We start from the raw sequence: 24116 nt of genomic DNA, 5'->3' as shown, positions 1-24116 counted from the left end.
GCGGAAACTTCTCTCCGTTATCCCCCTGTATAAGGCAGGTTATCCACGCGTTACTCACCCGTCCGCCACTAAGTCTACTTAAATTCCATCCGAAGACTTCCTTTAAGCAGCTTCGTTCGACTTGCATGTGTTAAGCACGCCGCCAGCGTTCATCCTGAGCCAGGATCAAACTCTCATATAAAAGTTTAATCTAGCCTTCTCGCTAGCTTGCATCTGTTTTCACAGATCTACTGTTTTTTAAGGTTGTTCTATCGCACTCGTTTCACTCGTACGAAGAACTACTTTTTCACTAAGATTCAAACTTCGCTTTCGCTCGTTTTCATCAAGTGAAAAATGCATCTGAAATCTCATTGATTATTGAAATAATCAAGAATTTTCAGGGTTGTGTGTACTGTTTAATCTTAAATTATCAAGGTTCATTTGGTTGCTGTTTGAAACAGCTTAGCTATTATATCAAGCTCATTTCATCTTGTCAACAACTTTTTAAGTTATTTTGAAAAGTTTTCTCGAACTTTCTTTGCTCTTTTTGAGCAACTTTGATATAATATCAAACTTTCTAAATCATGTCAAGAGTATTTTCTATTGTTTTTAGAAATATTTGATTTTATTTTTTCTATCTTTTTAGGACAGTGGTATCATTCTACACCTTACACACTGTCCTGTCAACCTTTGTTTTATGTTTTTTTTAAATTTTCTATATTAAAGATGCCACAAGCTCTTCTACTTCTTTCATATCTATAGTAGGCTCAAATCTTGCTACCACTTGACCTTCTCTATCAATAACAAACTTTGTAAAATTCCATTTGATATCAGGATTATTCTTGTAGTCCTTATCCATAACCTTTAACATTGCAGCCATACCCAAAGCTTTAATGCCCGTTCCAAAACCTTCAAATCCCTTTTGTGATTTTAAGTATTTGAAAAGTTCTATTTCATTTTCACCGTTTACATCCGACTTTTTCATCTGTGGAAATTTTGTATTATAGTTTAATGTGCAAAACTCATGTATCTCTTCATCTGTACCCGGTGTCTGATCACGAAATTGATTACAGGGTACATCAATTATTTCAAAACCTTTCTCATTGTACCTTTCATACATCTCTTCAAGCGATTTATATTGTGGTGTAAAGCCACAACCTGTAGCAGTATTTACTACCAGCACAACCTTCCCTTTAAAATCACTCATAGAGATTATACTTCCGTCAGCCGCTTCCACTCTTAAATCATAAAAATTCATATAAAATCTTATACCCTCAGTGACCACTCTCTGCAGTCAATGGTTCTTGTTATAAAGTCTTCGTAAAAATCAGGCTCATGGCAAATCAGCAGTATACTTCCCCTATATGCCTTCAGCGCTCTTTTCAATTCGTCCTTTGCGTCCACATCCAAATGATTTGTCGGCTCATCCAAAAAAAGAATATTTGTAGGCCTGTTAATAAGCTTACAAAGTCTCACCTTTGCCTGCTCTCCACCGGAGAGTACTCTGAAAAGACTCTCTATATGTTTTGTAGTAAGACCGCATTTTGCCAGCGCTGATCTTACCTCGTATTGACTGTACCCCGGAAATTCACTCCACAATTCCTCAATGCAGGTATTTTTTGACTTATTGTCGCTTTCCTGCTCAAAATAGCCTATCTCAAGATAGTCTCCCAGAACAGTTTTTCCTGACAATGCCGGTGTAAGACCAAGTATACTCTTTAAAAGAGTTGACTTTCCTATACCGTTTGCACCGAACATTGCTATCTTTTCTCCTCTTTCCATTCTTACATTTATAGGTTTTGAAAGTGGTGAGTCATAACCAATCACAAGATCTGTAGTTTCAAAAATAGTCTTACCCGGTGTTCTGGCCTCTTTAAAATTAAACTCAGGCTTCGGCTTTTCCGCCGCAAGCTCTATTATATCCATCTTATCAAGCTTTTTTTGTCTGCTCATTGCCATATTTCTTGTAGCAACCCTCGCCTTATTTCTGGCAACAAAATCGGCAAGTTCTTCTCTTTCCTTCTGCTGACGATTATATGCCGCCTCCAGCTGTTTTTTCTTTACCTCATAAACCTCAAGGAATTTATTATAATCTCCTACATATCTGTTGAGTTCCTGATTTTCCATATGATATATGATATTTACCACAGAATTAAGGAAAGGTATATCATGCGAAATAAGTACAAATGCATTCTCATAATCCTGCAAATATCTTTTCAGCCACTCAATATGTTCAACATCCAAATAGTTTGTAGGCTCATCTAAAAGTAAAATATCCGGTTTTTGTAAGAGAAGCTTTGCCAAAAGGATTTTTGTTCTTTGTCCGCCGCTAAGTTCCGTTACATCTCTTTCAAGTCCGATATCTGTAAGCCCCAGCGCATTTGCCACATCTTCGACCTTAGCATCAATAGTATAGAAATCATGTGCCATCAAAAGTTCCTGAATAGTACCAAGCTCTTCCATAAGCTCATCCATCGCGCTTTCATCAGCTGTAGTAAGCAAGTCACAGATTTCATTCATTCTTTTTTCCATATCAAAAAGATGATCATAGGCTCCCTTTAATGCATCTCTTATACTGGTTCCCTCTTCAAGTACCGAGTGCTGATCCAGATATCCTATCTGTACATTTTTTGCCCACTCTATCTTGCCCTCATCAGGCATCAGTTTTCCTGTAACTACACTCATGAATGTAGACTTACCCTCTCCGTTGGCACCAACAAGTCCTATATGCTCACCTTTTAGCATTCTGAAGGAAACATTGTCAAAAATAGCTCTATCACCAAAACCGTGGCTCAAATTTTCCACATTCAAAATACTCATTCTACATCTTTTCCTTTTGCTTTAATATTTTTTTCTATACTCTTTCTCGCAATCATCATCTGATGTCCGCATCCTACACATTTTAGCCTCAAATCTTGTCCAATCCTAAGCACTTCCCACTCATAAGAACCGCATGGATGCGGCTTTTTCAATGTAAGTATATCTCCTACATCTATTTGTATCATTTATTCAACTCTCTCACTAAAACCGGTAAGGCTTTTTCAAATTTCACTCCGTACCAATGACTCTCATCATCAATTGTCTTTCTTATAGCCTCAGAGACAAATTCCGCAGCTATCTTCGCCGCCTCTCTAAAGCTCTTCCCATGCATCAGCCCTCCTGTAAATGCCGCAGCATAACAATCACCTGTACCATGCGCATCTTTTTTTATTCTTTCAGTGTAGAATATCTCTATGTTTTCAGTATCACTTTCAAACACAGCTATTCCAAGCTTGCCTTCAATATTTCTGATACCTTTTAATATTATATTCTTAGCACCAAGGTCTCTAAGTTTATATATAATACTCATAATATATTCACCGCTTTGATTATCAAGTAATATCTCACTGTCTGTAAGTAAAGCGGCTTCAGTCATATTTGGAAGTACAATATCACTTGTACCTACAAGATTTCTCATTTCTTTTACAAAATCTTCATCAAATCCTGTATACAATTTTCCGTTGTCCGCCATAGCGGGATCAACTATCCTAATTCCGTCTTCTTTTAAAAGATTGTTAAACAAATCAATTACAATCTCAATCTGTCTCTTACTTCCGAGATAACCCGTATATATTGCGTCAAAGTTTATGCCTTCTTTTTTCCAATGCTCCATAATCTTAGGCAAATCCTCTGTCAGATCTCGGAAAGTAAATCCGCTAAAACCGCCTGTATGGGTGGAAAGTATAGCAGACGGCATTATAGCCGTCTCAACTCCGCAAGCTGAAAGTATCGGTAATGCCACTGTTGTGGAGCACTGTCCGAAACATGAAATATCCTGTACTGTTAACACTTTTTTATTCATAAACCCACCTCAACAAATATATTTTTATTTACTGAATTTTTCTATTTCTTCAAGCGCAATTTCAATTAACTGTTGCTTTTCTTCAGGCTTTAATCTGTAAACCGTCTCTTTATCTCTCCAGTTTTTTATTACTTCCTCAATGCTTGGACGCTCCTCATCCTCATCATAAACATCAGGGTCTGAAAGATTTGCAATACCTTCACGCAAAATCAAAAGTTCAAAATGATAACTTTTTGTCTTTTTATTATCCGGAAAGGTTTCATTGAGCCTGTCCTGTTCCCAGTTCTTTTGCTCTTCTCCGAAAGGATAGAGTTTTTTATAATATCTATCCATCTTCTTCTTTTTCTGCTTTGCTGTTTCAAAACTGAACCAATTTGCTATTCCCATGTTTTTACCTTGAGTACTTTTCTTCTATTTCACTGATAATATCTAGTCTGTTTTGATGTCTGCCGCCTTCAAACTCGGTCTCGAAGAAACTGTCTACAATCATCTTAGCCATTTCAGAGCCAACCACTCTTGCACCGAATGCAATAATCTGAGCATTATTGTGAAGCGCCGCCATCTTTGCGGAATAAGGCTCTGAACAAACTGCCGCTCTGATTCCCGGTACCTTGTTTGCAGCCAATGATATTCCGATACCTGTACCGCAAATAAGTACTCCCTTATCCACTTCTCCGGAAACTATAGCCTCTGCGACATCTCTTCCGGGTACAGGATAGTCACATCTCTCCCCCGCCTTCGCTCCAAAATCCACAACTTCAAAACCCGCCGCTGTCAAATGCTCTGTAATAATGTCCTTCAGCTCAACTGCCGTATGATCATTTCCTATTCCAATTCTCATATTTCCTCCTTTTATTTACAAGAGTTCCTTATAAACATCTCTCTTTTGTATTCCCCTATCTTTTGCCACTGCCTTCATCGCCTCTTTTTTGTCCATGCCCTCGGCTATATATTTTTCATAATGTTCTCTGATACTGGTTTCTTCAAAGGACTTCTGTCTCTCTTCCCTCTTCTCCAAAAGGCTCTTTCCCTCTATCACCAGTACATATTCGCCTCTGATTGCAATCTTTTCAGACTCATAATCAGCTATTATATCCGCCAGTTTTCCTCTTAAAACCTCTTCATGCAACTTTGTAATTTCTCTTACTATGGCAATATTTCTATCCCCCATATACTCAAAAAGTTCCTTTAAGGTCTTTAGCAATCTATGTGGTGCTTCATATAAAATAAGAGTTCGGCTTTCCTGTGAAAGTTCAGTTAATATTTCCTTTTTCTCATTCTTATCCGCAGGTAAAAATCCTTCAAAGGCAAACCTTCTTGAACTTATACCGCTTATTGCAAGTGCAGATACTACCGCACTGGCTCCCGGAACAACGGTAACCTCCAGTCCCTCTTTATATGCGATATCCACCAGCTCATAACCCGGGTCTGATATTGCAGGCATTCCTGCATCTGAAACAAAAGCAATATTATTACCTTCTTTCACTTTTTCACAAAGCTCATATGCCTTGTCTATTTTATTATATTCATGGTATGAGGTCAAATGTCCTTTTATTTCAAAATGATTCAAAAGCCTTATAGTGTTTCTTGTATCTTCACAGGCAATTATATCTACATTTTTCAATGTTTCTATCGCCCTCATACTGATATCGGAAAGATTTCCTATAGGTGTAGCCACCAGATATATTTTACCTGCCATATATTTTCAACACCTCATCCGTATATATATTTTTATCCTTATAAACTGCCAGGGGCGGCTCCACATCCAGCCATACACCCGAGCCCTTTACCCCCTCTATTAAAACAAGATTTGCCTTACTTTCCATATATGGATGTACAAATCTTATTCTCTTGGGTTCTATTCTGTTTTTCTTTAGTGCGGCAAATATTTCGGAAAGCCTGCTTGGCCTGTGTATCATAAAAAACTTACCGTTTTCTTTTAATAACTTACCTGCAATCTCCACCACTTTATCAAGATCTGTAAGAAGCTCATGCCTTGCAATAGCAAGCGGTAAATCGGGATTTTTTATAGCTGTTGTATCTTTCATATATGGCGGATTCACACTGACGGTATCAACACTTCCTTGTTTTATATATTTTAGCGCATTAGCAATATCATCGTTTATTATATCAATTTTTTCTTCCAAGCTATTATACTTTACACTTCTGTTTGCCATTTCGGCAATATCTTCCTGTATTTCAATACCTGTTATTTTTTTTGCCTGAGTTTTCGCACTCAAAAGCACCGGTACAATGCCGCTTCCTGTACAAAGGTCCACAGCATGACCGCCTCTTTTTACTTTAATAAAATTTGCCAAAAGTACCGCATCTATGCCGAAGCAAAACTTAGCCGGATTTTGTATAAGGAAGAGATTCTCACATTGCAGATCATCAAGTCTCTCTCCCAATTCTTCCCTGATCAATTCATCTTTCATGATTTTAAGCTTGTATCCTTATCTCTTTTAAAGGATACTCTTCAATTTCCTTTGCATCCTCTGATTTTGTAACAAGCACCTTTACAGTCTGCCGTAATACACTGGTTGTAACTATTACACCTGTCTCACCTGCAGGTGTTAACACTGTAACACCTTCTCTTGGCATTTTTTTATTTAAATACTCATATGTATCGGATTCGTTTTTCAAACAACACATCAATCTTCCACATACACCGCTGATTTTTGCAGGATTCAAAGACAGGCTTTGTTCCTTTGCCATCTTTATTGACACAGGTACAAAGTCAGACAAATAACTGTGACAGCAAAGCGCTCTTCCACATGAACCCATGCCGCCCACCATCTTGGTTTCATCTCTTACTCCTACCTGTCTGAGCTCTATTCTTACTCTGAAAATAGATGCAAGTATCTTTACCAGCTCTCTAAAGTCAACTCTGCATTCTGCAGTAAAATAAAATAAAACCTTTGCATTATCAAATGTATACTCTGCAGAAATCAGTTTCATAGGCAAATTAAGTTCAATAATCTTTGACTTGCAAATATCAAAGGCCTCTTTTTCCTTCTTGCAGTTTTCCTCATAGATACAAATATCCTCAGAACTTGCCTTTCTTATTATCTTTTTTAGAGGTTTATCATAAGTCTCGCTGAGTTCTCTGGCACCCAATATGACTCTTCCGCATTCAATGCCTCTATCAGTCTCCACTATTACTCTCTCATTAACATCTATATCAATATCATCAGGATCATAGTAGCAGATGTTACCTACATCTCTAAACCTAACGCCTATTACTCTCATCTTTTTCTCCTATTTTCTAAGGCCAATAAAAAGCAATTCCATCACCGTATCTCCGCTTACATTGGAGTTTAGCCTAGTCTCCGTTTCATCTATTAAATCTATTATACTGTTAATCTTTTTAAGTGTATATTCTCTGGAAAGCCTTAGTATAATGCTTTCCTCCCTTATAAATACAAGGTTATCTATCTTTTTTGTAAGCTTTAAGATACATATATCTCTATACCAGAGTCTTAGAAAATTTATAAAATCCTTAAATCCTCCGGTTCTTTTTTTCAATTCTTCTATAAATAAAAGTATATCATTTATAGATGCTTCTGAAATCTTTTTCAAAAACTCTACATTTTGATTATACATACCGGCAAAATCCTCAGATTCAGCCATTGCTTTGGCAATCCCCGGTGCACCATTTGAATACGAGGCTACCACCGTAGCCAAATCTTCACTTGTACCTTTTTCAACAAGCCATCTCTTTATTCTGTCATTACTTACCGCACTCAACAAAAGCTTTATACATCTACTCCTTATTGTTTCAAGTAGTAAGCTCATATTTCTTACCAAAAGTAATATAACTACATACTCGGGCGGTTCTTCTATAGTCTTTAACAGTGCATTCTGCGCTCCAACAGTCATCTTATCCGCCTCGTCTATTACATATATCTTTACTCTTCCATGATATGGTCTGATTGAAACATCATTCACTATATTTTCTCGAATCCTGTCGATTCCGATACTTTCTTTGCCTTCGGCATCCATATAAAAAAAATCCGGATATGCATCCGCCAAAAACTGCCTGCACGCAGGACACTCTCCGCATCCTGTATTCTTCTCACATATAAGTTCCATAGCAAACTCTCTTGCAATTTTAGACTTTCCTATTCCCTTGTCTCCTGCAAGGATATATGCATGTGATATCGACCGTTTTATTATTGACTCCCTTAGATGATGCCTTATCTTTTCATTTCCAAGAATAAAATCACTCATCCTGTATCTTTATTCCCATATCTTTTTTTATTTCCAGTATACACTTATTTAAATCTTCATTGACATATTTTTTTGTAATTCCGGCGTTTTCAAGTCTCATAGGTGAGAAATCCTCCTCATCCGCCAAAAATCTTCTGCAAAGTTCGGCATACTGTGGCTCTGATTGCACCATCTCTCTGTTTATAGCTCTCTGCAGTCTGATGCCGTCACTGAGTTCTATAAATATTGGTACGACATTTTCCGCACCATAGTACTCTTTTATTTTTTTATAAGAATCCAGAGTTCCTATTATAAGATAATTTTTACTTTCAAGATGCAATGATCCGTCATCAATAGTTGCATATATCCACGGACCTTTAACCGTATTATAAGTCCTCATCTCTATAAGCTTACCCTGTTTTCTATATTCTTCTATAACGGATTCATCTACAAAATGGTAATCAACACCATTTTCTTCCCCATCCCTTATAGGTCTTGTGGTATATGTTATAAGTCTCTTTGTTCTCGGGCACTCCTTATACAATCTTTTAAAGATAGTATCTTTTCCTGAAGCACTCTTGCCCATTACATAATAAATTTTTCCCATTTTACTTATGGGTCCAGTCCATAGACCCTTTTCCCTTTTTTAATATATTCTTGCAACAACTCAAAACCGGCTCGATCTATTATATCCCCCTTCTTTATAACCGGCACACCGGGCGGATATATATATATGTTTTTTTTCGCAATCTTATTTAGATACTTTTCATCAAGATTTGATGTAGACTCATGTTCTATATAAACGAAATTTTTATCAATATCACTTAAGGCCTTATACAGCCTGTCAAAATCATCTTCACTGTCACAAACCGTACTGTACGCAAGCACAAATTCCGGTCTGCTCATCTCAGTTTCAATATTGTAGGATTCCCTGAGTATATTTGCCAATGTAATCCCGTCAATATTATCTGAGTAAATTACAAGTTTTGTAAAATCATATCCGAGTCCTGTATTTTCCTCCCATAAATGAATACTTTTACAGCTTGAAACTTTTTCTCTGAAGGCTTTCAGACTCTTTAAATACTGAGATACATATGCATAACTTTTACTCATATATCGTATACAAGCATCAATACCTGCCATAAAAACATATGAAGGCGAGCTGGTTTCAAATATATGGAGTGACTCTTCCAAGCATTTTTCATCAATCAACTTTGACTTTAAATGACAAAGAGCAGTTTGAGTAAGCGAAGGCAGAGTTTTATGCAAACTTTGCACCACTATATCTGCACCAAAATTCAATGCAGATGACGGAAACTCCATATCAAGAGCATTGTTAAGATCGGCATATTTTTTTGTTGTTTTTTCTATATAAGTAAGGTGGGCACCATGTGCTTCATCCACTATAACCGGGATATTATACTCATGCAAAGTTTTTGCAATCAATTGTATATTGGATACAACTCCCTCGTATGTAGGTGAAGTAAGCAGTGCTGCCACTATATTTTTTTTCTTATTTACTTCTAAAAGTGCTTTCACACTCTTTGCATCACATTCTTTTGCAATGCCTAAATTATTATACCCTATATTTACATATATTGGTATCAAATCTAACAATTCAATAGCATTATATACACTAAAGTGTGCATTATCCGCCACTATTATATATGATTTTTTATTTTTATAATCACCTGTACAGGCACAGGCTCTTATACTTGCAAGTATACCACAGCTTGAACCATTTATTAAGTAGTATGTTTTATTAGTTTTATATATATTTTTTGTAAACTCCATAGAGTCTTTTATAATGCCTGTAGCATCATGTAAATTATCAGTGCCCTCTACTTCCGTCAGGTCCATATCATAGATATCTGTCATAATCTCTTCTATTTCTTTCGGCACTCTTCTTTTATGCCCCGGCATATGCATAGGCAATATACCGGAGCTAACATATTCTTTTAATTTATATGCTAAAAAATTTTTATTCATTATCTGCATCTTTTCTTGTAGCGTAATTTTTCCAAGCCTTCAAAGCCAAAAGTACAGCTGCTACTATACATATAATATCTATCACTATAGCTGCAATCTGCCATCCCATCATACCTAAGTTAAGGTTTTCAGGTGCATATGCTCTACTGTTGACAGTTGTATACAGTATATTATGTGATGCTTTTCTAAGTGCAATCACTGCTGTAGCACTCTTATCCTTTACATAATTATAACCTGTATCAATTGCTGTAAGGCAGAAATCATTACCGTTTCTTATATATCTGTCGGCATTCATATAACCATATCCGCCGGCACCGAAATAATCGGTAAGCACCATACCTCTAAAGCCCCACTCATCTCTTAGAATCTTATTGAGAACTTCATTTGATGCGGCTGCAGGTGTTATTCCGTAGTGATTGAACGAACTCATCACCGCTTTTGCCTTACCTTCTTTTACACATATTTCAAAAGGACGAAGATATATCTCTCTTACGGTCTGCTCGTCCGCCCAAGTCATGAGCTGATAGTTTCTGTTGGTCTCCTGATCGTTTAGAGCAAAATGCTTAATATATGCATATACTCCATGATCTTCGGCACCCTTTACCGCTTCTGATGCAATCTTTCCTGCAAGCAAAGGATCTTCCGAGAAATACTCAAAGTTTCTTCCTGCGAATGCACTTCTATGTGTATTCATAGCCGGTGCATACCAGCCTGAAACCTCCATCTCATCTGCCATCTTTCCGATGCTGTCTCCAAATGAATGTGCAAGGTCTGTATTAAAGGTATTAGCAAGCATTATTGTTGCAGGAAGTCCTATTGAACCCTTCTTTGTAAAATTATTGTTTATTGAAGAAGGTCCGTCACAGTCAACTGTCTGTACTTTACCTATTTTTCCTATTGTTGTGGTCTGATATCCTCCCAAAGCTACAAGTTTTGACATATCATCAAAACTTAGATTGTCAAGAAGACTCTCCCAGGCTTCATCATCATAGTCAAGCCCTCTGAGTTCTGCCAGTTTTATTTTATTATTTGCATTTGTCTTCGGCATCTCATCAGATTCAATATCCAATTTTTTGCCGTCATAATTACTGTTATTTAAAAATTCAGCCTTTTTATCTGCCGGAAGCACAAAATTTGTAGGCGCCTTTGTCGCTTCCTCAAGATTTGCAAATTTATCCTTTCTTGAAAGAACTGTAAAATCGCCTCTCATATCGTCAAGTTTACTTGTAGCAACAGAATCATCACTGCTTCTCTTGTTTGTATCACCGTAAACTATATCATCTTCAAGAGGGAATGTTCTTGTATCAAGCATATTATGAGAATCTTCCTGTAAGCTGATCTCATACACTCCCTTTTCAAGCACATAAGCCTTTTTGATTTTTTCATCAAATGATGACATATCTTCAACCGCAAAAGTAATCTTTACAGTCTCACTTTCACCCGGTTGTAAAAGCTTTGTTTTAGCAAAGCCTATAAGATTTGTACTCGCCTTTTCAATACCTCCGTTTGTATAAGGAGGATTGAAATATAACTGAACAACATCTTTTCCTGCAACATTTCCTGTATTTGTCACCAATACATCGACACTTATCTTACCGTTATTTGCAACTATCTCTCCCATTTCCTTTGTGAAGTTGGTATAAGAAAGTCCGTAACCGAACGGATACTGTACATATCCGGCGTAATTTATAGCACCTTCTTTAGCTGCAGTCTCATAAAATCTGTATCCTACATAAATACCCTCAACATAGTTTACAAAACTTGGGTTGTATGATACTCCTCTGTCCTCTACGGCAAACTCATCCATATTTGTATAGTGGAAATCTCCGAAGTTATTATAGCTTGGTGTTGTTTTTAAGTCATATACAAAGATATCGCTTGTCTTACCTGAAGGATTTACCTCTCCGTCAAGAATCTTACCAAGAGCATTAAATCCCGTCTGTCCTGCTCCCGGACACCAAACCACACTTGTTATATTCTCATATTCATTTACAAAACCAAGTTCCATAGGATTTGAAGCATTTATGATTACAATAATGTTTTTAAATTTCTTATTTACCGCATCAAGCATTGCTGTTTCTCTGTTTGAAAGCTCCAAATAGCTCTTATCGGCATCCAGGTCGTCCTTTTGATCACTATATCTGATACCCTTTGATCCGAAAGTACCTCCGTCCACAAATGTATCTTCAACACCGGGATCAAGGCTTCTCGGTAAATCAGCCCCCTCACCGCCGGATCTTGCAATAACAACTACAGCTTTATCGGAATAATTTCTTGCATTATCAAAAATATTTGCCTCATTATATTGTTCAATTGAAGGCTCAGGTATAGTCCAATCCTGTCCCCACATTCCTACTGTAGGTCTTTTCTGCCTGAAATCTGTATAAAACTTTACAAGTTCCTCATTTACCTCAAATCCGGCATTCTGTAATCCTTCAATAAGTGATACCGTAGGGAATGAATCGTTAAGTCCTCCTGAACCTGTACCTCCGTATAAGGGATTCGTTGACGACCACCCGAAGAGATTGAGTTTTGAACCCTTTTGAAGCGGAAGTGTTGAGTCATTCTTTAAAAGCACAATACCCTCACTTGAAATCTCCTCACCTAATGACTTTGCTTCATTTAAAGACTGTTCAGTTATAACTCCCCTTCCTGTAGCAAGTGTTATCATAGTCTTTAAAGGGCCGTTTATCATAAGATTGATACTTAAAAGTGTTCCCAGTCCAAAAACAAGCCATGACGCCGATCTTATAAGATTTTTTAGTGCAGGCTTTTCCTTTCTTGTGATAAACATGACCACAAGGGCCGCCACAAAAAGTGTCACTATAGCCACAAGGTGTGGCGCTATAGATTTGATAACACTTATTACATCCTCCATATTAACAGCTAACATAATACTCCTCCTATTTATTTTTTCTCAGGCATTACAATATATTTCATTGTAGGATAGCTGATAACCACCTGAACAATGATATTTACTGCATTAGCCAGTGTAGGTACAAGACTTGCACTGATTCCTATATCCCTAAAAAACTTCTGTGAATATGCAGGCAGTGCCGCAGAAATAATGATCAATACAACAGCAAGCATAATATACTTCGGTATAGCATCCTTAAATGCCGCATTTGATTTAAATACAAACTGTTTTTGAACAAAAAAATTTACAGTCTGAGCAAGTGCGGTAGCCACAAGAAAGCTTAAAAATCCTGCCATCCCAAGATTTTGCTCAATATTTTCCGCATAATTAAAAATCAAAAATTGAAACGGTATCTGATGCCATCCAAATCCTGTAAATGTAGCCGTTCCTATCCACATAACTATAAAATTTACAATTGTTGCTACATTTGAGAGAATATTAAATTTAATAAACTCCCATAGATTCGGATGCGCTTCTATCCATTCTTTTACTACATTCATAACTACTCTCTATCTTCTCTTTGAAGAAACTTTTCCTTATATATCTTATTGGCCTTTCTGTTTTTAAAATACCCCTTTATAATACCTGTAAGACCCTTAAAGAAATGTCCGTTTACCAGCAGTAATATGGCATCTACCATTTCCATACTTACCTGACCGTTACTCATTTTTCCGATAGCTCTAAAAGGCATATTAAATTGGAAAAGAGTATTAAGATCCGGTACTCCGGCTTCAAGCGACTTTTTCAGTCTTTTATCAAGTACTTTATAGGCATGTCTTGCAATAAAGCTTTTTGCATAATACATCTGACATAATGCATCATTGATTCCAAGTTCCCCGCTCCAGCTTCCGTCGGGTATTTCCCTTCCAAGCAAAGCCCTATACTCTTCATCACTTACATTTGTTACATTTCCGTCAAAGTATGAAGGCAAATCACTCTTATTATATGGTAAAACTGTTGCATTACCTTCAACACTTACTTTAGACTGCAATCTTATATCTACACAGCTGCTGCCGATATATATATCATATTCTCCGCTCTCTATCTCAAAAGCATTTGTAGCTACATTATAAAACCTGAATGCTTTATCATCAAATAAAATAGTGACTTTTTTCTTTTCACCCGAGTTCAAAAAAACTTTTTCAAATCCCTTTAATTCAAGTTTTGCCCTAAATATCTTTGATTCCTTCAAGCCTATATAAAGCTGGGCTATTTCCTCACCCGCAAATTCACCTGTATTTTCAATATAAAAGCTTACCTTATCTCTATCTGCTTCTATATCACTGTACTTAAACTTTGTATAGGAAAGTCCATATCCGAAAGGATACATTACAGGTACATTTGCCGTAGTAAAATATCTATATCCTACAAATATACTCTCTCTATATTCCGAAGTCCTCTCTTTTGAAGGATAATACTTTATATTCGGAACATCCTCATACTTTTTTACAATACTTTCAGAGAGCTTGCCGCTTGGGCTGTACTCACCGTTTAGCAGTTCAAATACCGCACCGATGCCTGCCTGACCGAAGAGATATCCATGAAGTATTCCCTTTAAATTCTTTTCCCAAGGCATTTCAATACATGAACCTGCACTGATTATACCGACTATATTTTCATTAACCTTTGAAAGCTTTTCCAATAATTCCACCTGGTTGTTTGGAATTCTAAGATGAGTTCTGTCAAGGCCTTCCGATTCACTCGCCTCATTGAGTCCGAAGAAATAAAGTACAATATCCGCCTGCTTTGCCAGCTCTATAGCTTCATTTACAAGGAGTTTATCCTCTTTATCCGCTCTTGAATAACCGTGTGCCATACCGATTATATTTAGGTCAAACTGTGATATGACTTTTTCCACAGTATCAACATTGGTCGCATTTACATTTGTGATCCCTGCTCCCTCATATATCGGATTAATATCCAATTTTTCAAGCTTTTCCTCAATATTTCCTATAGCGGTCTCAATCTTTTTCTCTTTTTCAGAGTCAAGATCAAGCTTCTTTATAAGTTTTTGTGCATCCTCCACTATTGTTGCATTCACCATGGAAGATCCCGCTCCCTGATATCTTGGACTAAAAGCAAAGTCACCTATAATCGCTACCTTTTTACTCTTGTCAAGCGGCAAAATGTTTTCTTCATTCTTTAAAAGCACAATACTTTTTCTTGCCGCTTCTCTTGCAAGCGCATTATTATCTTCAAACATCTTTGCCTTATCTTGCGGCTTTTTCTTATTCTTTGTAGACAATGTGATATCTATCAGCTCATCCACTCTGACATCAATATCACTTTCACTTATTTTCCCGGTCTTTAATGCCTCTAAAAGTTCTCTTGCGCTGTCAAGTCCCGGAGCCGGCATTTCCAGACTTGAACCGTTTTTTACCCCCAAAGCATGATCGTTTGAAGCTCCCCAGTCGGTAACCACCATACCGTCAAAGCCGATATCTTTTCTTAAAATATCCATAAGAAGGTGCTCATTCTCATTTGCATATACACCGTTGACCATATTGTAGCTCGTCATTAAAGATTTCGGTTTTCCCTCTTTTATAGCTATTTCAAATGCGGTAATATAGATTTCTCTAAGCGTTCTCTCATCCAGTACCGAATCCATAGCCATTCTGCGAAGTTCCTGTGAATTTACAGCAAAATGCTTTACACAGGCGGCTATTCCGTTGCTTTGTATCCCCTTTATCATAGCAGCCGCAAGTTTTCCGCTAAGATACGGATCTTCCGAATAGTACTCAAAATTTCTCCCGCATAACGGATTTCTCTTGATATTTATTCCGGGTCCTAAAAGTACATTTACATCTTCTGCTGCAGCCTCAATTCCCAGCCCTTCTCCCACTTTTTCAAGAAGCCTTACGTCCCAGCTGTTTGCCAAAGTAGCCGCAGTCGGAAAACATGTTGCAGGTACGGAAGCATTCAATCCGAGGTGGTCACCTTTTCCTGCCTGCTTTCTTACACCTGTAGGTCCGTCAGCGTGGCGAAGAACATCAACCCCTATAGAAGAAAACGATCTCGTATCCCAGGCATTTTTACCCGAAAGATAGGCACATTTTTCTTCCAACGTCATTTTTTCAATAATATCTTGATGCTTCATTCTCCTCCTTATAGAAAACTTATTTACGCTCTTTCTACATCATGGTAAATTCAACAAAGAAATTCACCTCTACACCCGTCTATATTATAGTATATATTAAAAAAGTTGTGTATGTTTTCAAAATAATTTTTTATACAAAAACAGGGAGTCTTAAGACTCCCTGTAACTATTGTATGTTTGAAAAGCTAAAAAGGAAAATAGCTTAGCAACCACTTTAAACTTCCGGCTCTATAATACCGTATTTTCCATCTTTTCTCTTATAAACTACGCATACCTCATCGCTGATTGCATTTCTGAAAACATAGAAATCATGTCCCAAAAGTTCCATCTGCAAACATGCCTCCTCAGGATCCATAGGCTTGATACTGAATCTCTTTGTCTTTACGATTTTTATCTCGTCTTCATCATCTCCATAGGCAGCTTCATCGTTTATAAAGAAATCTGTGAATGACATTGCAGCCTGTTTTTTATCTATAAGCTTATTTTTAAACTTTTTAATCTGCTTTTCTATTATGTCTTGAACTTTATCTATGCTGACATACATATCTTGGCTAACTTCCTCAGCTCTTATAAGCCCCTGTTTTGTAGGAATAGTAACCTCAATCTTATGTGCTTCCTTTTGCACACTTAATGTGATTCTTGCCTCTGTTTCAGCTGTAAAATACTTTTCTAATTTCTGAAGCTTCTCCTCTACCGCCTTCTTCAAACCATCAGTAATTTCAATATTTCTTCCAGTAATTGTATAACGCATATGTATAAGCTCCTTTTCTTTTTTATTTGTCTATAGTATACCACTTTGTAAACAAAAATTCAATTTGAATTTGTAATTGTACTGTCAATTTGATTAAATTTTTCAACTAATATGATTTTTATTAAATTTTTATCCAATTGTATTTTCCGAGTAAAATTGCACTTTTATATATTTTAGCTCATAAAATCTACAATTTTATCTCAAATGCAGTCTTTACTCTATGGGGATAAAACACTCAAATTGTGGATAAGTTCGTTTATAACTTGGAAACAGCCTATTTATCAGCTTTCTAAGACCTGTAAAACCCACTATTTTTGTGGATAAAAATGTGGATAATGTTGACAAGTCTTTTAAAACGTAAAATTTATGCACTTTGCCGTTTCGTCTCAAATCTAAGAATTCAGACTTGACAATGAAATTATATACTACTTTTATTTAAAATAATATTCTAACTGTTTTCAAGTAATCGTACAGCCCTTAATGACTCCTGCTCCACCTTACAATTATTTAAAAGCATAAAATCCAATACCTCTGAATACTCTTTAAGATTTTCTCTGTTTTTCTCAATCATTCTGATATCCGATACATTAAGTTCCTTGTATATTCCCGCCTCATAAAATCTTTTCAATGTATTTACATCCATAAGGAGAGGCCTAAACGGTATACCTGTTTTCTCTTTTAAGTTTTCAAGTATCAAAAATCCGTAGATATCTATATCCCCTTCATGTAGATATTCACAAGATTTATTATCTTTATATATTTTTTCAAGTAATTCTTTCTTTGATTTATTGTGGTATCCTCCAAGATAGATATATACCGCTTCTTTCTTATTTTCATCGTGGTATGTAGTCAGATTTTCCACTGTAATAACAGCTTTTGTAAGTACCTTTATATTTTTTATCCTTTTAAGCGAAGCATTGGAGAGAGCTATTCCATCCGGTAACTCGCTAGCATATATTGTAGAATTTTCAAAACTTATTATCACATCTCCCTTTATATATACATATGTAGGATTCTCATACAAATTATAATATTCAAGTATCTTATCCTTCTCTATAGGATCATCCGTATAATCAAATAATATACTCTCTATACAGGACTTAAATTCCTTTTGAAATCTCTTTGAATCTTTAAATACGGCAGTTGAGAAATTTCTGATATAACTTTCCTGCTCTATCTTAAATACAGCTTCCAATATTGTAAGTATGTCTTTTAATCTTTTACCGTCATACTTTAAATCATATGGCAGCTTCCTATAGTTTACAGCCAGATTCATCCAATCGGATATTATATTATTCAGCAGCCTATACTTACTGTCCGCAAATGAGGACAAAATTTGTTTTATATATTCACATTGCTCCGGAATACTTTTTCTGTTTAATTTTTTATAGCAATCTGCTATTCTGTCAATATTTAATCTGACCTTACTATAGCTGCCTGTTGATTCAAGTTTTGATATTATCACATCTTCACTTATCAACTTTTCTATAGCTGAATTTATATCCTTATACGCATTATGATTGTATCTGTCTGCATATGCCGGATAATTCTTTTTTATATCTATTTGTATTGCACGCAAAGAAGAAGGCTCTTTTATATAGCCCTCTCTTCTTTCATACATATCCACTAAACTATTTAAAATATCCTTACCGTAATCCATCCTCCAACCTCTCACATTATCAATTATATGACTTATTGTTGTATTATATTTTAAACAAAGTATAATAATATTGTTGTCGCACCCAATCTGACAGCAGAAAGGGGGTGTCTACATGATAGAGATCATATCTTTTCTTATCTCTGTAGCGGCAAATGTAGCCAGCTACTACATTTGTAAATGGTTAGACAGAGATCATAGCGACAACTAGCCTGAACGGATACTCAAACCGTATAATATGAGAAGAACCCCTAATAGCTGCAACTACTAGGGGTTCGTTTTGTATCTACATGAGATACCATATCTTTTCTTAGCTGTAATAAATTATAATCTATTTATAAACATAAAGTCAATAACAACTTATATCCTTACCGTAATCCATCCTCCAACCTCTCGAAAGCTCGTATTGCATTTCTGTTTCCGGATTTAACTATTGAGTAGGTAATATCGCAATATGGTAAAATTGATGTAGCCTTCTCGGCTGTAGCTATAAGCACCAGTTGCAAATTCAACTTCTTAAACATGTTCATCATAGGCTCGATTCTGTCGCTGGTCATATTGTTAAATGCCTCATCCAACAATATGAGCCTCATAGACTCTTCCTTACTTTGCTCATAAATTTGCAAAAGTGAAGAACATATTGCTACATAAAACGGAGCTTGATTTTCTCCACCGCTGCCCTCGCCGCTTACCTTTGATAATGCAACTTCCTTCTCTGTCACTGAATTTTTTATAATAATATCATAGTCCAGATAAGTTCTATAATCCACATACATTCCCATACTCTTTGCCTTTGACTTTTGACCTGTGAGATTTTGTTTTGCATGCTCTTCCACATCTATCATTATTCTACTCATAAAGTCATCAATCTGACTTTCAAATACCTCGGACTTATTTACCTCAGCCATATATGCAAGCATATCATTTTCTCTGTCAATTTGCTGATTGTCCTTATCCATAATAATATCGTAGAAAAGTCCCAGTTCCTTATCTTTGCTCTTGTCAATTCCGAATCTATAGCTTTCCTCACCATATTCCAGATTTTCCATAACACGATTTATTTGCTTAAACTGCTGCCTTGCCCTTAAGATATCGTCCTTCATCCTAAACAGCACTTCCTTGCGAAATCTGTCCTTACAGCGAATCTGAGCCTGTGCAAGTTCATTCTTATGTCTTTCCAGCTCAATATTTTGCAGAGTAAGATATTCTTGCATGCACCGATTTGCCCCTTCCAAGCCTATCGCATAATCACAAGTGTATGTGGCGGTATACTTTTGTTGTAAAGGTACCAATTCCTGATTTAAATAGCTGTTTAATGCTATATTATCCTGTGCCATACGATTTGAAAAATTATATGCAATAGCAGAAGATTTTTTAGACTTTCTTTCATTCAAATATTTCTTTTCCACATCAAGTGCAAACTCCGAATATCCTTTTATACTGTTTTCATACACAATTTTAAGCTCCACAAAATTCTTTTCAAGCTCTTCTATAAGCAGATTTGATTTTCTTATATTGTCACTGATATTTTGCTTTTTTGCCTTAATATCCGTTATCTCATCTCTGATATCATTTACATTCTTTTTGCATTCCTTGACTCTGTCATACATTGCGAGCAATATTGGATTTTGCTTAAACTCTTCTATCTTCTTAGCTATATCAGCTATCTTTATTCCAAGCTCCTTTGCTCTTTTCTTAGATTCACAATACATTTCAAGCTTACTAAAGCCATCTCCGGCTCTAAACTTTGTATATCCGTTATATACCAAGTCAAAGCTTTTCTTTGCATCTTCAAGCTCTTTCAAGCTGTTTTGTATATCCACAAGTTCTTTTTTTGCAGCTTTTAACTGCTTTTCAATGGCATCCACACCGATAAAATGTTCTCTTTTTGCCATTCTCTGTAAGCAAAAACTTTGAAATCTAAGTCTGTCTTTTGTAACACTCTTTGAAAATTTCTCCAAATCATCTGAATTTTCACAGCAGATAACATCTTTCATCACAAACCTTGCATACGCCTTGGCATATATATTTTCAGATTCAATCTTATCACCCAGATAAGATTCCTTCTCAGTCTTATATTCTACATTCTTTATTTTTCTTGTATCTATAAGTCCTATACCGTTGACCTTATCTCCCAAAGAGATAAAAACTTTCTTTGCCAAAATATAATTATCAGGTTCTACAATTATATTAAATCTCTGTGTATTTAAGTAGCTTTCCACTGCATCCTGCCAGCTCCTGTCTGTCATATATAAGAGCTCACACAAAAGTCTGGCATCCGCCTTCTTGCTTTGTTCACTCAAGGCCTCATTTATCTTGTCTCTGACAAATATTGCTTCTTTGGGATAACACATCACACCTGACTCAAGGGATTTTATTTTACTTGAAAGTCCATTGCCTTCCTCATTTAGCTTCGCTATATCAGTCCTTATTTTTGCATCATGATTTTTTATTTGTTCTTCCATATCTGCAAAAATCTTGGCAATTCTTTTTATCTCTGCAATCTTTGTTTCTTCAAAGCAATTTTCATCTCTTATGCAATTATCTATATCAAAAATAAATCCAAGCTTATTTAATTTATCCTTTAATTCAAATAAGTCTTTAGCCACATTATCAAACTTTGCCGCTTCTTCTGTAAGTCTTTTCTCTTCAACTTTATTATTTTTATTTTCACTCTCAAGAGAGAGCATCTCCTTATTTTCAGCATTATTTTCAGCTGCTCTTTGCGCTTCATATAAGAGTTCTGAGGCCTTTGATTCTCTACCTGAAAGCTCTGTAAGTTTTTCCTCAAACAAAGATAAACTTACTTCCCATTCACCAATAAGATATTTTCTTTCATTAGTTTCTTCTATATTTCCTTGAAGATTTGCGTAGGTAACCAATATCTCATTTATTTTCACCTTAACCAAAAGTTCTCTTGCATTCTTTATTTTTTCATTTATCTCCTTTAATAAAGCCTCTCTGTCAGATGCCTCCTGAAGTATCTCCTGTAGCCTTTCCAGCTCAATCATATCCTTTTGCAAAAAGTCAATATTCACCTCCGGTTCCGGCAGAATATAAGTATAAATGAACTCTCTTATATCCTTTATATCCTCCAGACTTGTACCCATATGGAATACTTCATTAAACTTCTTTCCGATAGGCGAATCCGCCTCCCCTATACCAAGCATACGACAAATCTTTCTTCTTGCGTCAGCCTGATTTGAAGCCCTGTCCATCCCCTTATTATCAAGCTTAAAAGCTTCTCTTGAAGCAGGACTTTTTCCATCTTTGTTCTTTACAAAAAAAGGAATATCCAAAAGGCTGTATCCCGGCTTTGTAATATACCAATCCTGATATACTCCCCTAAGATCCTGCTTTGGAGTTTCCGATTCCACACGTGCAATTATTACAAATGTCTTTTTAATAGCCTCATCCAAAAATTCAATGCCTATATAGGAAACTGTATGCCCCGGACGAAGATAACTGTCCTCCGCTCTCTGTTTTTGGTGGACCGAACCTAAAAGAGTTCTGCCGCTCTTTTTATTTCCGGCAGTATTGAAGTCCTTGTTTGTGGTAAGGCAATACCTGATCGCATCCATTATAGTTGTCTTTCCTACTGCATTTACGCCCAAAAGATATGTGATATTTTTGAAATCTATAATATCATCTTGGAAATTATGCCAATTTATCAGATGAAGTCTTGTCATCCTTATCATTCTTCATCCTCCTCTTCAGAATTTTCGTATTGAGAAAGCAACTTAACAGTTTCATCATATGCTTTTGAAATATTGGAATCAGGCATTGCAAGCATAACAGAAGGATAGATCTGTATTCTCGCATCCATATCAACTAATTTATCTGCTACCTGTACCAAATTATATCTTTTTATATTTCTTATGGAATCCTCTAAAAAAGCTCTGTCAAATTTTCTTGGCAAATTCAGCTTCTCATATTCATTTTTAATTTCCTCAACTGTAGCATAAATTCTGTCTTCATTTGTAGATAAACTTTCTCTCTTTTCCACATATAAAAGCCTGAAAATAAGCAAGATAATACTCTCATATTTCCTTAATGCAATTCTTCCGCTGCCATGATTATTTATAAGCTGAACAACTCTCAAATTTCTATGAATGACCAAAGTATATCCAATAGGCAAGAAGATCTGTCTGAAACTTTCTTCATGGTTTATAACATAGTAATACTTCTCTCTTGTAGTATCCACTGTTCCCATAAGAAAACAGTTATTCAATAAATAATTAGCTATCTCTTCTTTTATATCTGTTGCCATTACCTTCTTTCCTCAACAATAAAATCTTTGAACCTCACACCGTTTGACTCCACCACATTATCTCTAAGCCTTATATCATACTCTCTTTCTGAAGTCTTGGAATAAGTATACAGACCTATTATTTTTATTAAAGTATCCGGATCATTTTCAAATACTGAACTTATTTGCACCGCATGATTTTCATTTAATATATCTCTTGCAAATCTGTTAACATTTTCAGATGTCAATGCATTTTTTATATATTCCATCATCTTTCGATTTTTCTCATCTATAATATCTTGGTCCAGTTCCTCAATAATATCCACAAATTCAATAGCAGTAGGCTTACGCTTTTTAACAGGCGTGGAAAGAGAGTTACAGTCAAAGAAGTTTTGTACGAATATCTGAAAAATATCGGATGCTATGCTGTCATCTTCATCATATACATCCTCTTTACTATTTATCTGACTTGCGTAAAACTTAAGTATATTATTGATTTTACTCTTACTGCTTCCGTCAGACAGGAGCAAAAATTGTGCTCTTTGCACCGCCCTGGTTCTATATAAAATATGCCTGTCATCAATGGTTCGCATTATAGCTTCCATTTCCTCGATATCCATACGAAGCTTTTGTATAAGCTCTTTTATTTTTACACCTGCCTCATCCCTTTCAACACGCTCTGTATCCATATAATCAAGTACCAAAGCATCGAAAAGATTATCTTCACATCTGTCAAGACTCTCATACAAACTGCTTCTATAATAAAACAAATTATCATTTGTCTTAAATCTATGATATGATCCCACAACTATCTTTTCTTCATATTTCTCAAAAAAATCCAATATTTCTTCAGGACTTTTTCCCAATGTCAGATCATTTATATGGTCTTCAATAGATGCCGCCAATGTTCTGAGAGCTTGATTAAGATTGTCAAAATCCTCAGAAGCTTCTTTTAAAACTCCTTCATAAGGGCTGCCTTGTTCCGATATATGTTCAAACATAGAATATATTTTAAAAAGCTTTCCCTTATAAGTGATGATAGTGGGACTGATAATTTCCTGAAAGGATTTCAATATAGGCACTACCTTATAATGAATTGCCAGATTATCCTCATCCTCATATTCACCCGGCTTTTCCAAAAGCCAGCCTGTATCTCTAAGTCTTCTTATAAAGCTTCCGGAAATAGTCCTCATATCTGCTATATTTCCGCTTGTATATTCCTGCTCTTCCATATCCGGTTCAACCTTCTCATCAAGTCCCAGGAGATATTCCTCCGCCATATCAAATATTGTACTTTTTTCTATAGCATACATAGGCATTCGCTTGCACTTTTCCCAAATAAGAGCAAGAATATCTACATACTTTCTTTTATTTGTACCTGTCAGAGGTCTGAACAGATTTTCATCTACTTCATCAAATATATTCAT

The 24116-nt window shown here is 36.0% G+C and carries 20 protein-coding genes and 1 rRNA gene; all 21 read right to left on the bottom strand.

Annotation, left to right across the window (positions count from 1 at the left end):
* A 16S ribosomal RNA gene (locus HMPREF1140_RS01400) occupies positions 1-181 on the bottom strand; the annotation flags it as partial.
* 513 nt (positions 182-694) lie between these two features.
* Positions 695-1237: a glutathione peroxidase gene (locus tag HMPREF1140_RS01395; protein WP_009662125.1), complete on the bottom strand. Its 543-nt coding sequence runs from the start codon at positions 1235-1237 to the stop codon at positions 695-697.
* An 8-nt stretch (positions 1238-1245) separates the two neighbouring features.
* Positions 1246-2799, bottom strand: a complete 1554-nt coding sequence (locus tag HMPREF1140_RS01390; RefSeq protein WP_009662126.1) for an ABC-F family ATP-binding cassette domain-containing protein — start codon at positions 2797-2799, stop codon at positions 1246-1248.
* Positions 2796-2984, bottom strand: a complete 189-nt coding sequence (locus tag HMPREF1140_RS01385; protein ID WP_009662120.1) for a DUF951 domain-containing protein — start codon at positions 2982-2984, stop codon at positions 2796-2798. The genes HMPREF1140_RS01390 and HMPREF1140_RS01385 overlap by 4 nt, the downstream gene beginning before the upstream one ends.
* On the bottom strand, positions 2981-3820 hold the full coding sequence (locus HMPREF1140_RS01380; protein WP_009662134.1) for a pyridoxamine kinase: 840 nt from the start codon (positions 3818-3820) through the stop codon (positions 2981-2983). The genes HMPREF1140_RS01385 and HMPREF1140_RS01380 overlap by 4 nt, the downstream gene beginning before the upstream one ends.
* Before the next feature lie 24 nt (positions 3821-3844).
* Positions 3845-4207 carry a hypothetical protein gene (locus HMPREF1140_RS01375; RefSeq protein WP_009662121.1) on the bottom strand — a complete coding sequence of 121 codons (363 nt, stop codon included), beginning with the start codon at positions 4205-4207 and terminating at the stop codon, positions 3845-3847.
* Positions 4208-4211: 4 nt separating this feature from the next.
* Positions 4212-4661: a ribose 5-phosphate isomerase B gene (gene rpiB, locus HMPREF1140_RS01370; protein WP_009662137.1), complete on the bottom strand. Its 450-nt coding sequence runs from the start codon at positions 4659-4661 to the stop codon at positions 4212-4214.
* A gap of 15 nt (positions 4662-4676) precedes the next feature.
* A complete protein-coding gene (rsmI, locus tag HMPREF1140_RS01365; RefSeq protein ID WP_009662141.1) occupies positions 4677-5519 on the bottom strand; it encodes a 16S rRNA (cytidine(1402)-2'-O)-methyltransferase in 843 nt (280 codons plus the stop codon).
* Positions 5509-6255, bottom strand: coding sequence for a tRNA1(Val) (adenine(37)-N6)-methyltransferase (locus tag HMPREF1140_RS01360; protein ID WP_009662122.1), 747 nt, complete (start codon positions 6253-6255; stop codon positions 5509-5511). The genes rsmI and HMPREF1140_RS01360 overlap by 11 nt, the downstream gene beginning before the upstream one ends.
* Before the next feature lie 4 nt (positions 6256-6259).
* Entirely contained in the window at positions 6260-7069 is an 810-nt protein-coding gene (locus HMPREF1140_RS01355; protein ID WP_009662123.1) for a PSP1 domain-containing protein, read from the bottom strand.
* A gap of 9 nt (positions 7070-7078) precedes the next feature.
* Entirely contained in the window at positions 7079-8050 is a 972-nt protein-coding gene (gene holB, locus HMPREF1140_RS01350; RefSeq protein ID WP_009662142.1) for a DNA polymerase III subunit delta', read from the bottom strand.
* Entirely contained in the window at positions 8043-8636 is a 594-nt protein-coding gene (locus tag HMPREF1140_RS01345; RefSeq protein WP_009662119.1) for a guanylate kinase, read from the bottom strand. Before HMPREF1140_RS01345 ends, holB begins: the two co-directional genes overlap by 8 nt.
* A 5-nt stretch (positions 8637-8641) precedes the next feature.
* On the bottom strand, positions 8642-10018 hold the full coding sequence (locus HMPREF1140_RS01340; RefSeq protein ID WP_009662129.1) for an aminotransferase class I/II-fold pyridoxal phosphate-dependent enzyme: 1377 nt from the start codon (positions 10016-10018) through the stop codon (positions 8642-8644).
* Positions 10011-12911, bottom strand: a complete 2901-nt coding sequence (locus HMPREF1140_RS01335; protein WP_009662138.1) for a glycoside hydrolase family 3 N-terminal domain-containing protein — start codon at positions 12909-12911, stop codon at positions 10011-10013. Before HMPREF1140_RS01335 ends, HMPREF1140_RS01340 begins: the two co-directional genes overlap by 8 nt.
* Positions 12912-12925: 14 nt before the next feature.
* Complete coding sequence (locus HMPREF1140_RS01330; protein WP_009662127.1) at positions 12926-13435, bottom strand: GtrA family protein; 510 nt, start codon at positions 13433-13435, stop codon at positions 12926-12928.
* A gap of 2 nt (positions 13436-13437) precedes the next feature.
* Complete coding sequence (locus tag HMPREF1140_RS01325; RefSeq protein WP_009662139.1) at positions 13438-16032, bottom strand: beta-glucosidase; 2595 nt, start codon at positions 16030-16032, stop codon at positions 13438-13440.
* Between the two features lie 214 nt (positions 16033-16246).
* Entirely contained in the window at positions 16247-16783 is a 537-nt protein-coding gene (gene hpf / locus HMPREF1140_RS01320) for a ribosome hibernation-promoting factor, HPF/YfiA family (RefSeq protein ID WP_009662136.1), read from the bottom strand.
* Positions 16784-17231: 448 nt separating this feature from the next.
* The gene (locus tag HMPREF1140_RS01315) at positions 17232-18443 is read right to left on the bottom strand and encodes a Wadjet anti-phage system protein JetD domain-containing protein (protein ID WP_009662132.1); all 1212 of its coding nucleotides are present in this window, start codon (positions 18441-18443) and stop codon (positions 17232-17234) included.
* A 365-nt stretch (positions 18444-18808) separates the two neighbouring features.
* On the bottom strand, positions 18809-22138 hold the full coding sequence (locus HMPREF1140_RS01310; RefSeq protein WP_009662131.1) for an ATP-binding protein: 3330 nt from the start codon (positions 22136-22138) through the stop codon (positions 18809-18811).
* Positions 22135-22710 carry a DUF4194 domain-containing protein gene (locus tag HMPREF1140_RS01305; RefSeq protein WP_009662133.1) on the bottom strand — a complete coding sequence of 192 codons (576 nt, stop codon included), beginning with the start codon at positions 22708-22710 and terminating at the stop codon, positions 22135-22137. Before HMPREF1140_RS01305 ends, HMPREF1140_RS01310 begins: the two co-directional genes overlap by 4 nt.
* Entirely contained in the window at positions 22710-24116 is a 1407-nt protein-coding gene (locus tag HMPREF1140_RS01300; RefSeq protein WP_009662124.1) for a Wadjet anti-phage system protein JetA family protein, read from the bottom strand. The genes HMPREF1140_RS01305 and HMPREF1140_RS01300 overlap by 1 nt, the downstream gene beginning before the upstream one ends.

Origin of the sequence: Lachnoanaerobaculum sp. ICM7 (assembly GCF_000287675.1) — a bacterium.
Taxonomy (GTDB): Bacteria; Bacillota; Clostridia; order Lachnospirales; family Lachnospiraceae; genus Lachnoanaerobaculum.
Note: the sequence above shows the minus strand (reverse complement) of the source record. Positions and strands in the feature narration are given on the sequence as shown.